The sequence below is a fragment of the Actinomyces sp. zg328 genome, from assembly GCF_009829635.1.
GTDB classification, from domain to species: domain Bacteria; phylum Actinomycetota; class Actinomycetes; order Actinomycetales; family Actinomycetaceae; genus Actinomyces; species Actinomyces marmotae.
On the sequence record NZ_VWPE01000001.1, the window covers coordinates 157775 to 172041 of the forward strand.

10 protein-coding genes are annotated in these 14267 nt (G+C 67.5%); 4 read left to right on the forward strand and 6 right to left on the reverse strand.

Annotated features, from left to right (window positions below; all coding sequences use genetic code 11):
- Window positions 1-62: 62 nt before the first annotated feature.
- The 5 genes from GVV75_RS00675 to GVV75_RS00695 form a co-directional block, all read right to left on the reverse strand.
- The gene (locus GVV75_RS00675; protein ID WP_159813023.1) at window positions 63-1433 is read right to left on the reverse strand and encodes an aspartate aminotransferase family protein; all 1371 of its coding nucleotides are present in this window, start codon (window positions 1431-1433) and stop codon (window positions 63-65) included.
- 176 nt (window positions 1434-1609) lie between these two features.
- Window positions 1610-3187, reverse strand: a complete 1578-nt coding sequence (locus tag GVV75_RS00680) for an APC family permease (protein ID WP_159522149.1) — start codon at window positions 3185-3187, stop codon at window positions 1610-1612.
- Complete coding sequence (locus GVV75_RS00685; RefSeq protein ID WP_159522147.1) at window positions 3184-4044, reverse strand: universal stress protein; 861 nt, start codon at window positions 4042-4044, stop codon at window positions 3184-3186. Before GVV75_RS00685 ends, GVV75_RS00680 begins: the two co-directional genes overlap by 4 nt.
- Before the next feature lie 30 nt (window positions 4045-4074).
- Window positions 4075-5502, reverse strand: a complete 1428-nt coding sequence (locus GVV75_RS00690) for an aminobutyraldehyde dehydrogenase (RefSeq protein WP_159522145.1) — start codon at window positions 5500-5502, stop codon at window positions 4075-4077.
- A 256-nt stretch (window positions 5503-5758) separates the two neighbouring features.
- Window positions 5759-7339, reverse strand: coding sequence for a PucR family transcriptional regulator (locus GVV75_RS00695; RefSeq protein WP_159717506.1), 1581 nt, complete (start codon window positions 7337-7339; stop codon window positions 5759-5761).
- A gap of 192 nt (window positions 7340-7531) precedes the next feature.
- On the opposite strand from GVV75_RS00695, the gene gabT reads away from it, so the two are divergent.
- The 4 genes from gabT (at window position 7532) to GVV75_RS00715 (ending at window position 12420) form a co-directional block, all read left to right on the forward strand.
- On the forward strand, window positions 7532-8854 hold the full coding sequence (gabT, locus tag GVV75_RS00700; RefSeq protein WP_159813025.1) for a 4-aminobutyrate--2-oxoglutarate transaminase: 1323 nt from the start codon (window positions 7532-7534) through the stop codon (window positions 8852-8854).
- A gap of 81 nt (window positions 8855-8935) precedes the next feature.
- Window positions 8936-10186 carry a Glu/Leu/Phe/Val family dehydrogenase gene (locus tag GVV75_RS00705; protein WP_159813027.1) on the forward strand — a complete coding sequence of 417 codons (1251 nt, stop codon included), beginning with the start codon at window positions 8936-8938 and terminating at the stop codon, window positions 10184-10186.
- Between the two features lie 39 nt (window positions 10187-10225).
- Window positions 10226-11758 carry an NAD-dependent succinate-semialdehyde dehydrogenase gene (locus GVV75_RS00710; RefSeq protein ID WP_159522137.1) on the forward strand — a complete coding sequence of 511 codons (1533 nt, stop codon included), beginning with the start codon at window positions 10226-10228 and terminating at the stop codon, window positions 11756-11758.
- A gap of 326 nt (window positions 11759-12084) precedes the next feature.
- The gene (locus GVV75_RS00715) at window positions 12085-12420 is read left to right on the forward strand and encodes a DivIVA domain-containing protein (RefSeq protein ID WP_159522135.1); all 336 of its coding nucleotides are present in this window, start codon (window positions 12085-12087) and stop codon (window positions 12418-12420) included.
- A 16-nt stretch (window positions 12421-12436) separates the two neighbouring features.
- On the opposite strand, the gene GVV75_RS00720 is transcribed toward GVV75_RS00715, so the two are convergent.
- Window positions 12437-14131 carry a lysine--tRNA ligase gene (locus tag GVV75_RS00720; RefSeq protein WP_159813029.1) on the reverse strand — a complete coding sequence of 565 codons (1695 nt, stop codon included), beginning with the start codon at window positions 14129-14131 and terminating at the stop codon, window positions 12437-12439.
- Window positions 14132-14267 lie beyond the last annotated feature (136 nt).

Consider the following 14267-nt stretch of genomic DNA (forward strand, 5'->3'; position numbering starts at 1 on the left):
CAATCTTTTTGGGGGCCGCCGGATACTCCGGCGGCCCCCAAAAAGTTCGCTACGCGCTCACGTCACTTGGCGGTGATCGCCTCGGCAAGCTCCTCGAAGCAGGAAACATAGGCGTCGATCGCCTCGTCCGTGTGGGTCACAGACAGCGTCCACTCCTCCTCACGGCCCGGAGTCATGAAGATCCCCCGGTTCATGTTGAACAACCAGGCGAGCTCGGACAACTGCGCATTCTGGTGCTCCTTGAAGGACTCGTAGTCGACGACCTTCTTCGGGGAGAAGGTGACACATCCCTTGCCGCCGACGCCCACCGCGTAGCCCGGAAGGCCGTAGCGCTCGATGACCTCCGTGCAGCCCGTGAGGATGCGCTCGTTGAGGTGGTCGAGGTGGGCGTAGGCATCCGGGGTGAGGACCTCCTCAAGGTTGGCCCGCACGGCGGCCATCACCAGGGGGTTGCCGTTGTAGGTGCCGACTTGGAAGACGGTGTGATCCTCCACCACGGACATGACCTCCTCGGTGCCGCCGATGGCGCCCGAGGGCAGACCGCCGCCGAGGGCCTTAGCCATGGTGACCATATCGGGAGTCACTCCGAAGCGCTTCGTGGCGCCACCCGGCCCGATGCACAGGCCGGTCTTGACCTCATCGAAGATCAGCACGATGCCGTGCCGGCGGGTGATCTCACGAACCTGCTCCAGATAACCCGGCTCCGGCAGCACGACGCCCAGGTTCATCATGGCCGGCTCCATGATGACGCAGGCGGGTTTGCGCCCCTCATCGGTCAGCCGGATGATGCGGCGCTCCATGGCCTCGGCATCGTTGAAGGGCACCGGCACCGTCATCTGGACGGTGGCGTCGGGGATGCCACCTCCGTAGGGCAGGGAGGCCAGGTTGTCGCGGTCGCCGATCTTGTCGTACTCGACGCCGATCGAGACCATGACGGTGTCGTGGTGCCCGTGGTAGGAGCCGAAGATCTTCATGACAGTGTCGCGACCGGTGTAGGCGCGCGCGATGCGGATGGCGTCCATCGTGGACTCCGAGCCCGAGTTCGTGTAGCGCCACTTCGGCAGTCCCCACCTGTCCGAGAGGTTCTCCGCCACGACCAGGGCGTCCTCAGTCGGGGCGGCGAAGTGGGTGCCCTGGGAGTACCGCGCCTGGACGGCCTCACCGATCGCCGGGTGGGCATGCCCCTGAAGCATCGATCCGAATCCGTTGTGGAAGTCCCACATCTCGTTGCCGTCGACGTCCCAGACCTTCGGCCCCTGCCCGCGCTCGAGGTAGATGGGCCAGGGATCGCGCAACTGGTACGAGGAAGCCACACCGCCGGAAAGACTGATTCTCGCGCGACTGTACATGTCGCCGGACCCCTTGGTCCGTTCATTGAGGCGCTTCGACTCGATCTCCGTCAGCTCAGCGACTCGTTCCATATTGATACTCATTGCTCACTCCTTCGTGGTCCGGCCTGGCGTCCACATGTCGTGTGTTTGATTCCGGTGCATCGATCAGAGTACTCGTCGATGCGATCGCGATGCGATTCCTCTCAGCTCCTCCCACCGGCCTGGCGCGGGCGGGGCTGTTCTCATTCGCGCGCATGCTCATCCCGGCTCACCGGCACTCACAAAGCCGCGCTGGGCGGGAAGGCCTCACCGCCCTCTAAGGCGGTCGATGCCTTCCTCTCCTCGGTGACAGCGTCCGATCGTGCGATCACCTCCCCGCGGAAGAAGGCCGGTGCTCGGACGTACTGCACAACCATCAGCACCACCCCCAGGAGAATGAGGACGAGGGTGAGGACGAAGACGAGTCCGACGCCGAAGAGCTGCGATCCCGACCCATAACTCGGGTCGAGGGAGTCCTTCAGGGTCAAGCCGAGCAGTGAGAAGAGGATAAGGCCCCCCAGCCCCGGCGATACCAGCCTGAAGAAGAAGCACCTCACCGACCGGAACCAATGCCCCCGAAAGTACCACACCGCGGCGAAGGCGGTGAGCCCGTAGTAGAAGGCGATCATGGCCCCCAGGGTCTGGACCGTGTCCCACAGGACGGTAGTGGACACGAAGCGCAGCAATGTATAGAATGCCGAGGCGGAAATCGCCGAGATGACTGTTGCACGACCGGGGGTGAGGAAGCGCGGAGAGATCTTGCTGAGATTCTCCGGCATCGCCCTGTAGTACCCCATCGACAGCAGGGTGCGGGCAGGAGAGACGAAGGTCGACTGCAGCGAGGCGGCCGAGGATATCAGCACCGCCGTCGACATGAGGATCGCGAACGGCCCCAGGACCGGCTTGGCCAAGGCGAAGAAGACGTTGTCCTGGATCGCCGGATTACCCAGCCCAATCCCATCCTCCCCCATACCGGCGAACATCATTGATGCGATCGTGACGAACATGTACACCGAAACAATGGTCATGACGGTGAGCACGGCGGCGCGCCCGGGGGTGGAGGTAGCGTCGTCCGTCTCCTCATTGACCGTCAGAGACACGTCCCAGCCCCAGTAGATGAATAGGGATAGGGAGACGCCCGCCACGAAGGTCCGCACAGAGTCGACGGCGAACGGATTGAGCCACTCAAGCCTGAATGGAGTCGGATTGACGGCGCTCCCGGTGAAGTACCGGAGGACGGCCACCGCGCCGAAGCCGAGGAACACCGTCAACTGAAATCCCACCAACCAGTACTGAAGCTTCTGGGTGGTATGCATGTCGCGGTAAGCGATCCAGGTCGCCAGGGTGATGAAGATCAGACAGGTGAGCGTGTTCACCCACACGTTGTCAGCGAGTTCCGCGATGGAGGGCCTTCTGGTGACCTGCGCGATCAGCAGGTAGAAGAAGTCGACCGCGATGGCCGCGAGGTTTGATAGAACGACGACGGTCGCCACAATCAGCCCCCAACCGTTCATCCATCCGACCCACGGGCCGAAAGCGCGAGTCCCCCAGGTGAAGGAGGTGCCCGAGTCGGGCATCGCCGCATTGAGCTCTCGGTACCCGAAGGCGACCAGGAGCATCGGGATGAACCCAACGAGGAAGATCGCCGGAACCTGCTCGCCGACCTCCGAGGCCGTGGGCCCCAGCGCGCCGGTAAGGGTGTACGGGGGGGCAATGCAGGACACGCCGATGATGATGGCGCCGAGCAGGCCGACGGAGCCCTTGGCCAGCCCCTTCCGCGATAACCCACCCTCGGCGCCAGTGGACGCCGCGCTCATGACCCGCTCCCGCCGTCGGCCGCGTCAGCCGGGACGGCGACGAGCGGCACAGGCAGGACACGCAGGATCTTGTTGGCATCCGGCCCCAGGAACAGGCGCCCACTCTGGGCCAGGCGCGCCGATCCCAGGAAGGCCAGCTCATTCCTGTTCCACTCCATGGCCAGCACGGCGGCGCTCATGCCATGGGCGTAGACGACCTGGACACGCTGGTCATCCAGTCCCGTCAAATCCAGGCGCACCTCAGCGAGCAGGGCTTCAGCCCGCTCCTCGATCTCCGTCCTGTCCTGGGAGTCATCGGTGGCCACCGTGACGAGGCGCAAAGGAACACCGGCCCTATCGGCGAATTTCCTGGCCGTGCTGAGCAGCCCCCTCCACCTGCCGGACTCCCCCAGCATGACCGTGATGCGCGAGAGCCCGTCGAGAGGGGCGTGCCTCATACCGCGCGGGGACAGCGCGACCGGAACAGTCGAGGAGTTGAGCAGCGTCTGCCCCACGGAGCCGAGGGACACCCGTCCCATGACCCCGTGACGACCCCCGCCGGCCACGAGCAGATCGACCTTGAGTTCCTCGGCCGAGGCGATGATCCCCTCGGGGAAGGAGAGGCTGTACCGCAGGTATTTGCTCACCGGCACACGGGGCCGGTGCTCCTCCATGATCTCCGTCATCCAGTCGTCGACCTGCGTGGCGACGACGTCCTGGAATGCGGGATCGGTGACATCAAGCACGTAGCGCCCATCGCCGCCCTTGACGATGGTGACGAGATCGAGCGGGCACGAAAACGCTTCAGCCAGAGACACGCCCAGGTGATAGGAGTCCCGACCACCGAGCGAATTGGTGAAGGCCGTCAGAATGCGCATGGGGATGACCTCCTAATCGCTAGCGCCGCGTCACAGGGCGCTCATGACGTGCTTGATGCGCGTGTAGTCCTCCACGCCGTAGATCGAGAGGTCTTTGCCGTAGCCGGACCGCTTGAATCCGCCGTGAGGCATCTCCGCGACGAGGGGGATGTGGGAATTCACCCAGACGCAGCCGAAGTCCAGGTCCCGGCTGAATCGAAGGACGCGCTGATGGTCGGTCGTCCAGATGGACGAGGACAGCGCGTAGTCCACGCCGTTGGCCATGGACAGGGCCTCATCGGCGGAGGAGAACTCCTGAACGGTCAGGACCGGGCCGAACACCTCCTGCTGCACTAGCGCGTCGTCCTGCTTGAGCCCCGAGATGATGGTGGGCGCGTAGTAGTACCCGCTCTCACCGACGCGGTGCCCACCGGTCAGCAGGTTGGAGTGCGCGGGCCTCTCCTCGACGATCTTTTGCACGGAGGCGAAGTGACGGGCATTGTTCAGGGGGCCGTAGAACGCCTCCTCCTCGGGAATCGGACCGGTCCGCAGGGACTCGGCGTGACGCACCAGCGCATCGGTGAACTCCTTCGCGACCGAGGCCTCGACCAACACGCGGGTGGCGGCGGTGCAGTCCTGCCCGGAGTTGAACATCCCCGCGGCGGCGATGCCCTCGGCAGCCGCCTCGATGTCGGCATCGGCGAAGACGATGGCGGGGGCCTTACCCCCGAGCTCGAGGTGAACGCGGGTCACGTTGCCAGCCGCCTGTTTGGCGAGATCTGAGCCCGCGCGCACCGATCCCGTGAGCGCGACCAGCCCGGGCACCGGGTGGGCGCTCATGAGGCGCCCGGTATCGCCGGTGCCAAGCACCAGGTTAAAGACCCCGGGCGGGAGGATCTCGCCTGCGATCTCAGCGAAGACAATGGCGCTCTCGGGCGTGGTGGCGCTGGGCTTGAGCACCACCGTGTTGCCGGCGGCCAGAGCCGGCCCGACCTTCCAGATGAGCATCATGAACGGGTAGTTCCACGGGACGATCTGCCCGACGACGCCGATAGGCTCTCGACGGATCTGCGAGTTCAGCCCCTCGGCGTACTCACCTGAGGCAACACCCGACTGGATGCGGGCGGCACCAGCGAAAAACCGCAACTGGGAGGCGCCCGTCAGCACTTCCTCCACGCGGATCATCTCAGCGAGCTGACCGGTGTTGCGGCGCTGGGCCTCAACAATGCGGTCGGCATTGGCTTCCAGGGCTTCTGCGAGCCGGAGCAGGAATGCCTGCCGTTCTGCCGGCGTTGTCAGCCGCCAGCTCTCGAAGGCCTTGAGGGCGGCGTCGTAGGCCGCATCGACGTCGGCGGCCCCTGAGACCGGGCACTGCGCCACGGCTTGTTCCGTCCGGGGGTCTACAACCTCAACCGCGGTGTCGGTGGCTGCAGCAACAAATCTTCCGTTAATGAAATTCTGGAGGAGGGGAAGGCTCATGTGAATCACTCCGCTTCTTGGCATCGGCGGGACATCAGTGTCGAGGTGGGAGGTGTCGAGAGTCGAACAACCAGGCGGCTCGGGCCTCTACCGCCCGAGCCCATGCAGGTCCATGCCGGCCACAACGCGGGCTAAGGTCCTACGTGACGGCCACATGGTAGGCACACAGCGTCAACTATGTCGAGCATCACTTTCAGCGCTCGAGAGATCCGCGCCATCACAGGGAAAAGTCGCCCGCGCGCGAGACGACGGATCGTCACATCTTCAGAAAGTGTGATGCGATCCACAAATTTGCTCGCTGCTCGGCGTCCTCAATGTCGACGCCGAGAGCCCGACGCAGGCGCACGAGGCGCGCCGACACCGAGTTGCGATGCACCCCCAGGCGGTCGGCGATGCGCTGAACCGCCCCCGCCTCGCTCAGGTAGACCCGCAGCAGCTCGAGCAGCTCGGGCTGCTCGACGATGGCCCCGAGTCGAGCGCGGGCGAAGGCGCGGGCCTTGTCCTCGTCGAGGAGGTCCATGACCGACGGCGGCCCCGAGGCCTCCCAGCGCACCGCCCGTCCGACCTGCTGAGCGCCAGCGCACACGGACAGGGCCTGCTGCGCGGCCCGCGGCAGGTCGGTGATGCCGGCAGGGCCACTGACCCCGATCCGCATCCGCCCCGTCCATGGCGTGACGCGACCATCTTCGAGAAGCGCGGGAACGAGCTCGGCCTCCCCGAGGATCATCAGGCGGGCCCCGCCCCGTTCCGCGCGCCATAGAAGCCCCTCCCCCGCCGGGGCCCCCCGCCTCTCGACGAGCAGCCTGGCCAGCGCCGAGGCGAGCCCGGCGATGGCGCCGCCAGCACCCTCGAGGCAGATCACGCGCCACTGATGGTCGAGGCCGGCACCGGCCATCGACCGCCGCGCCGGGGATGGGAGGCGCTTGAGGACGAGCTCCTGGACCTGGCCGGCCAGGGCCAGCCCCTGCGCGGCCTCGCCCGCCAGGAGATGCCCGGCGGCGGCTCCCACGAGCTGAAGGAGCCATCCGGTGAATGCCTTGGAGGACTCGGCGATGAGATTCAGGAACGACCAGGCGAGGTCCGCCCCCAGGCTCTGGGCGCGCGTGAGCGCCCCCCGATGGACGGTCGTCAGATAGTTCTCGGGCTCACCGGTGACGCCGACCGGGCGAACGACCAACCGCATCTCACCGAGCCCCACCGCCCCGGCTCCCCGCATTCCTCCCGCGCGGATCCTGTCGATGCACTCGGCGACCTCGTCGTCGACCCCTGGAGCCGGCGGGCCGAAGGGGCCGACCACCGTGCGCCCCGTAGCGTCCCTCAGGGACACCTCCCCCCGGAGGATCGACGCCAGGGCACGCATGATCGCGCTCTGGTTGTCCTTGGCGGCCGCGCGCGTCAACTGCTGCAGGACCAGGGTCTCCTCATCTCCCGCCCCCTCGGCACCCGCATCGGGCCCGGCCCCCTGAAGCATGGCCCCCACCTCACGGCTGATGGAGGCGAAGGAGACCTCGAGGGGGACCTCGAGGAGGTTAAGCCGCACGACCCGGCAGGCCTCGCGCAGATCCTCGGGCACGGCGTCGAAGACGATGCCGGTCCCCAGTCCGAGCGCAGCGACTCCCGCCTCGACCAGTGAGGCCGCGTACTCCCGCCATGTGCTCGCCTCGGCATCCGCCATGACAAGGCCCGTGGTGAGAACGAGCTCACCCCCCTCGAGGTAGGACGCCGGCTGGAGGAGCTCGGTCGCCACGACCCACCTGACAGCGGCGCTCGGCGCGGGCAGGAGCACCTCGCGAACCCCCAGTTCCGCTCGATTCATGAGGTCCGACACCAGCAGCATGCCTGGATTCAAGCATGCTTCTGTGCATCGCGCACAGGATTCGCGCGATTTTGTGCATCATGCTTAGGTGCTCAGCCCCAGAGGCGGGCATATTCTGAAGCGGTACTCAACGCCGAGCACGTCTCTACGACATCCCGGAGCGCTCTGCTCTCACGCAGATCTCCGCCCGTCACGACATCCTGTGAGGTCCACATGGCAACGCTGCCCCAGACCATTCATCTCGCCACTCCTATGCCCGGCCCCGAGGCCAGCGCCCTTGACGAACGCGCTAGTAGCGCGCTCCCACGCGCGCTGACCGCCGCCATGCCGACCTTCGCACGGCGCACGGACCGCGGTGTCCTGGAGGACGTGGACGGCAACCGTCTCATCGACTTCGGATCAGGCATCGCGGTCACGACCGTGGGAGGCGCGGCGGCACCCGTCGTCGCCGCGATCCGGGAGCAGGCCGAGAACCTGACGCACACCTCCTTCGCCGTCACGAGGTACGCCGGATACGTCGACGTCGCTGAGCGCCTGAACGCCCTGACCCCGGGCAGCTCCCCGAAGAAGACCGCGCTGTTCAACTCCGGGGCGGAGGCCGTCGAGAACGCCATCAAACTCGCTCGCAAGCACACCGGCCGCCAGGCGGTCATCTGCTTCGACCACGCCTTCCACGGACGCACGTCCCTGACGATGGGGCTGACGGCCAAGGTGGCCCCCTACAAGGGCGGCTTCGGTCCCTTCGCCCCGGAGCTCTACCGGGTCCCCGGCTCCTACCCGTACCGCGACGGGCTGGACGGCCAGGCCGCCGCCGCGCGCACGATCAGTCAGATCGAGAAGCAGGTGGGGGCGTCCTCCGTCGCCGCCGTCATCATCGAGCCCATTCAGGGCGAAGGCGGGTTCATCGTCCCGGCGCCCGGCTTCCTCTCCGAACTCCAGCGCTGGTGCCATGACAATGGCGCGGTCTTCATCGCCGACGAGATCCAATCAGGAATCGCCCGCACCGGCGCATGGTTCGCCTGCGAGCACGAGGGCGTCGTCCCCGACCTGGTGACGACCGCCAAGGGCCTGGCCGGGGGCATGCCGTTGTCAGCGGTCACCGGTTCGGCCGAGATCATGGACTCCGCCGGCCCCGGTGCCCTTGGCGGCACCTACTGCGGCAACCCCGTGGCCTGCGCCGCCGCCCTGGCGACCCTGGACATGATCGAGGAGCACGATCTCCTCAAGCGGGCCGACACGATCGGCAAGACCGGCATCCGCCTGATGGAGAGATGGAAGGCGGAGGACCCGCGCATCGGCGAGGCCCGCGGCAGGGGCGCCATGATGGCCCTTGAACTCGTCGACCCCGTCTCGCAGGAACCCGACGCGGCGCTGACCGCCGCCGTCGCGGCGGCCGCGCGCTCACGCGGTCTGATACTGCTCACCTGCGGCACCTACGGCAACGTCATCCGCCTGCTGCCACCGGTCACCATGCCCGACGAGCTGTTCGCCGAGGGCATGGGGATCCTTGAGCAGGCGCTCCGGGACCAGTCCTGACCCCCTCTCCCACCCACGCTTCAAGGCCGTACCGGCCTTCGGATCACGATCCGCCACTCGACCAACCCAGGAGGTAGTCACATGTCCTCGACCCCTCATCCCCTCGACGATGCTCGGACACAGCTCGCCGAGGCCATCCAGTTCCTCGGTTTTGACGATGGAATGCGCCGAATGCTCGAAACCGCTCGTAAGGAGGTGACGGTCGCGATCCCGCTGCGACGCGACGACGGCACGATGGAGCTGCACATCGGGCACCGCGTCCAGCACAACATCTCTCGCGGCCCGGCGAAGGGAGGGATCCGCTATTCCCCCAACGTGGACCTCAACGAGGTGCGGGCCCTGGCCATGTGGATGACATGGAAGTGCGCCCTTCTCGATCTGCCGTACGGCGGGGCGAAGGGAGGGGTCCAGGTCGACCCACTGGCCCTCTCGACACGAGAGCTTGAGCGCCTGACCCGGCGCTACACCTCGGAGTTGATCCCTCTGATCGGGCCCGGCAAGGACATCCCCGCCCCCGACATGGGGACCGACGAGCAGACCATGGCGTGGATGATGGACACCTACTCGGTGGCCATGGGGCACACCGTGCTGGGCACCGTCACGGGCAAGCCGGTCAATCTCGGCGGATCCCAGGGACGGGCCGCGGCCACCTCCCGCGGCATCGTCTACACCACTCTCAACGCGATGGAGAGCGTCGGCCTGAAGCCCTCGCAGACCACCGCGATCGTTCAGGGCTTCGGCAAGGTCGGCAGGGGCGCCGCTCGCTTCCTGCATGAGGCAGGCGTGAAGGTCCTGGCCGTGGCGGACGTGTACAGCACGATTCGCAACGACAAGGGCATTGACATCCCCGCGCTAGAGACCTTCGTGGATGAGACCGGCACCGTCAAAGGGTTCCCCGGCGCGGATCCGATCCCTCCGAGCGAACTCTTCGCGATTCCCTGTGACGTGGTCGTCCCCGCGGCGATCGAGGGGGTCATCACCGAGCAGACCGCGCCGACGATCGATGCCAAACTGATCGTCGAGGGCGCCAACGGCCCAACGACTCCCACGGCCGACGCGATCCTGGAGGACAAGGGCATCCTGGTCGTTCCGGACATTCTCGCCAACGCCGGTGGTGTCATCGTGTCCTACTTCGAGTGGGTGCAGGCCAACCAGTCCTACTGGTGGACCGAGAACGAGGTCAACGAGCGCCTCCGCGCCAGGATGGACAGGGCATGGGACGAGGTCACGGCCTTCTCCCGGGATCACGGGCTCTCACTGCGCACCGCCGCGACGACGATGGCGGTCAAGCGCGTCGCTGAGGCCCACGTCTCCCGCGGTCTCTACCCGTGATGCGCGGCAGGCGAAAGTCGATGGTCAGGGAGCACCAGCATGGCTGAGACAAGACCCAGCGCGCCGGCTGACGCGGCGGCGTACACAACCCTCGGAGCCCACCCGGCTCTGGCCGACTACCTGCGCAGCATCCATCCCGAGGAGGGGATCCTCCTGGGCGGGAGGATGATGGCAGCGTCCGACGGGGGAACCTTCGACGTCGTCGACCCCGCCAGCGACGCCGTGTTCGCGCGCTGCGCGGACGCGACTGTGGCGGACGCCGCGCGCGCCGTCGACGCCGCCGCCGAGGCGCTACCGGCGTGGAGCGCCACCCCGCCCCGGCAGCGCGCAGAACTGCTGCGGACCCTGTTCAGCCTCATGGTGGAGCAGAAGGAGGAGCTCGCGGCGCTCATCAGCGCGGAGCACGGCAAGTCACTGGACGATGCCAGGGCGGAGGTCCTCTACGCGGCGGAGTTCTTCCGGTGGTTCTCCGAGGAGGCGGTGCGCACCGAAGGTGATTTCGGCTCCTCCCCGGCAGGCGGGACTCGGACGATCGTCACCCACCGGCCGATCGGGGTGGTCGCCATGATCACCCCCTGGAACTTCCCAGCGGCGATGGGGACCCGCAAGATCGCCCCAGCCCTCGCCGCCGGGTGCACAGTGGTCCTCCGCCCCGCGTCCCTCACGCCTCTGACAGCGGTGGCACTGGGCCATCTGATCCTGCGGGCCGGCCTGCCCGCGGGCGTGGTGAACATCGTGCCCTCGAGCCGTGCCGCGGAGGTGTCGACGACGTGGCTCGAGGACCCCCGGGTCCGAGCCGTCTCCTTCACCGGCTCGACCCAGGTCGGTCGCGTGCTCATGAGGCAGGCGGCGGAGAAGGTGCTCGTGTCATCCATGGAGCTCGGAGGGAACGCTCCCTTCGTCGTGGCGGCCGACGCCGACATCGACGTCGCGGTGACGGGCGCCGTCCAGGCCAAGCTCAGAGGAGGCGGCGAGGCCTGCACCGCCGCCAACCGCTTCTACGTCCACCAGGACGTCGCCCAGGAGTTCACCGAGAAGTTCTCCACTATCGTCCGCGACCTGAGGGTCGGACCGGCGCTGGCGGAGGAGGCCAACCAGATCGGCCCGGTGATCACGACCGATGCCCGCGACACGATCAACGCCCTGGTGGACAGGGCGGTGGCCAAGGGCGCAGTCGTGCACGCCGAGTCCTCCTGGCCCGAGGACTCTCCAGGAGCGTTCATGCCGGTGCGGGTCCTCACCAACGTCGCCCCCGACGCGGAGATCGTGCGCACCGAGATCTTCGGCCCCGTGGCCCCGATCGTCACATGGGACGATGAGGACGAGTTGCTGACGTGGATCAATGACACGGACTACGGGCTGGCGGGCTACGTCTTCTCCCGCGACCTCGGGTGGGCGCTGCGCCTGGCCGAGCGCATGGAGGTCGGGATGGTCGGCGTCAACCGCGGGCTCGTGTCTGATCCCGCCGCTCCCTTCGGCGGCGTCAAGCAGTCCGGCATCGGGCGCGAAGGCGCGCGCGAAGGGATCCGTGAGTTCCAGGAGACTCAGTACTACTCGGTTGCCTGGAGCTGACGGGTCACGCCCGATCAGCGCGCGGCGGCCACGAAACTCTCCAGGCTAAGGAGGTCTCAGAGCATCGCGCGACAGCGCGCTCCTGGAGCTGCTGGTTCACCGCCTCCACGCCACTGGCCCATGACCAGGCACGCGCGGCTTGGGAGCATACCTGGCCGCAGCGCGCCGACCCGCGGGCCGACTCCACAATCGGCACCGCTTCCTATCCCCGGGCCCCGGCCCCGATCATGAGTCTGCCGACTCGATCGGGCCGGGGCCGGCGTATATGGCCCCTCCCCTATACTTGGGCCACCCCGAATCCCGTTCCCGAACCCGATTGGATATCCGTGACCCCTACCGTCACCAGCCGCGACGTCCAACTCAAGTCCTTCAAGAAAACTCGTCTGAGGCCCCGCTACGCCGTCGAGGATGTGGAGGCAACGATGGAGAGGGCCGAACAGGCCCTGCGCTCCTGGGAGGCGAGGAGGGAACCGACTCTCCTGGCCTCGATGAGCGCCACCTCGGGTGGGGCGGGCATCCTGACCGCCGATCAACTGCTGAACGCCGTCTTCGACCCGCTGTGGATGCCCCTGCGGGCCGGATACGATCAGGAGGATGTCGATGAGTACCTCGACGAGGTGATCGATGCCCTCAAGGCGTGGGAGTCCGAAGCCTCGAGTTGAGGCGCCTCACGGGTGATCAGCCGCGCTTAACGATGGGGAAGGTGATGGTCTCCCGGATGCCCTGACCGGTCAGGGCCATCAGCAGGCGGTCGATGCCCATGCCCATGCCGCCGCAGGGCGGGAAGCCCTGCTCCATGGCCACCAGGAAGTCCTCGTCGAGGACCATGGCCTCCGGGTCGCCGTTGGCCGCCGCGAGGGCCTGCGCCTCGAAGCGCTCGCGCTGGACCACCGGGTCCGCCAACTCGGAGTAGGCGGTGCCCAGCTCGAAACCGCGCACGTACAAGTCCCACTTCTCCGTCAGCCCCGGCTTGGAGCGGTGGTAGCGGGTCAGCGGCGAGGTGTCCTCGGGGAAGTCGTAGACGAAGGTGGGGGCCCACAGGGAGTCGCCGACGGTCACCTCGAAGATGTCCTCGGCGATCTTGCCGGCCACCGCGTAGTCGTCGACGTCCAGGCCCAGCCTCTCGGCGATGCGGACGAGATCCTCGCGGGGGGTAGTCACGGTGATCTCCTCGCCGACGGCCTCGGAGATGGAGGTGTAGAGATCGATCTTGGCCCACTCGCCGGACAGGTCGTACTCGGTGCCATCCGCGAGTGTGACGACCTCCCCGCCCTCGGGCAGGCCGAAGGCGTCGCGGGCCGCCTGCTGGACGAGATTGCGGGTCAGCTCCGCCATGCCGTTGTAGTCCGAGTAGGCCTCATAGGCCTCCAGGGCGGCGAACTCCGGGGAGTGGGAGGAGTCGACCCCCTCGTTGCGGAAGTTGCGGTTGATCTCGAAGACGCGGTCCACGCCCCCCACGACCGCCCGCTTGAGGTAGATCTCCGTGGCGATGCGCAGGTAGAGGTCCATGTCGAAGGCGTTCATGTGGGTGATGAACGGGCGCGCGGCGGCTCCGCCGTGGATGACCTGGAGCATGGGGGTCTCCAGTTCCACGTAGTCGCGACGGTGGAAGTTCTCGCGCAGGGAGCGCACGACGGCGGCGCGGATGCGCACCATGTCGCGGGCCGCCGGGCGGGTGAGGAGATCGAGCTCACGGCGCCGCACCCGCTGCTCCTCGGACAGGGTGACGGCCTCGCCGGCCTCGTTGGTCCAGGTCTTGGGCAGGGGGCGCAGGGCCTTGGAGGCGATGCGCCAGGCGGGGACCTCCAGGGCGTCATCGCCCGCTGCGGCCAGGTCGGCGGCGTCGTGCTCCTCGCACAGGACCGGCTCGGCGAAGACGGAGAGCTCGCCGCGGCGGGAGGTGCCCACGTGGCCGTGGACGAAGAGGTGGTCACCGAGGTCGACGTCCGCCTTGAAAGCGGCCAGCGAGGAGTGGCCCTGGCCGGGCAACGACTTGGCTGACAGCATCGCCTGCAGGGTGGTTCCGGCGCCATCGGCCAGGGTAACGAAGCAAAGCTTGCCGGTGTTGCGCAGGAAGACGACGCGGCCGGCCACGCCCACGACGTCCTCGGTCTCCTCACCGGCGGCCAGGTCCGCATACTTGGAGCGGACGGCGGCGATCGTGGTGGTGATCGGGAGCTGGACGGGGTAGGGCTCCCAGCCCTCGGCGCGCAGGCGCTCGCGCTTGCCGGCGCGGATGGCGAACTGCTCACCGGGGCTCGGCTCGGCCTTGGGCTGCTTCGGCTTTCCCTGCGCGGGGGGCTCAGCAGCGGGAGTCGCAGGAGCGTCTGCCAGGGGGGATGCCTCGGGGGCAGTGGGGTTCTCGTCGATCACGGCCCGAGTCTACGGCTCCTCCACGCGCGCCGGACCGGGCCCGCACCGTGATCCGCGTCGAAGTCAGTCCGCGGGCCTGTGGATGAGTGGCGTCCTCCTCGGGAATCCACAACCAGCGGTTCCGAGTGATCGACGA

Excerpts from the sequence above, each read along its gene's own strand:
- GVV75_RS00675 (WP_159813023.1), bottom strand. The coding sequence starts at position 1,433 with ATGAGTATCAATATGGAACGAGTCGCTGAGCTGACGGAGATCGAGTCG.
- GVV75_RS00680 (WP_159522149.1), bottom strand. The coding sequence starts at position 3,187 with ATGAGCGCGGCGTCCACTGGCGCCGAGGGTGGGTTATCGCGGAAGGGG.
- GVV75_RS00685 (WP_159522147.1), bottom strand. The coding sequence starts at position 4,044 with ATGCGCATTCTGACGGCCTTCACCAATTCGCTCGGTGGTCGGGACTCC.
- GVV75_RS00690 (WP_159522145.1), bottom strand. The coding sequence starts at position 5,502 with ATGAGCCTTCCCCTCCTCCAGAATTTCATTAACGGAAGATTTGTTGCT.
- GVV75_RS00695 (WP_159717506.1), bottom strand. The coding sequence starts at position 7,339 with ATGCTGCTGGTGTCGGACCTCATGAATCGAGCGGAACTGGGGGTTCGC.
- gabT (WP_159813025.1), top strand. The coding sequence starts at position 7,532 with ATGGCAACGCTGCCCCAGACCATTCATCTCGCCACTCCTATGCCCGGC.
- GVV75_RS00705 (WP_159813027.1), top strand. The coding sequence starts at position 8,936 with ATGTCCTCGACCCCTCATCCCCTCGACGATGCTCGGACACAGCTCGCC.
- GVV75_RS00710 (WP_159522137.1), top strand. The coding sequence starts at position 10,226 with ATGGCTGAGACAAGACCCAGCGCGCCGGCTGACGCGGCGGCGTACACA.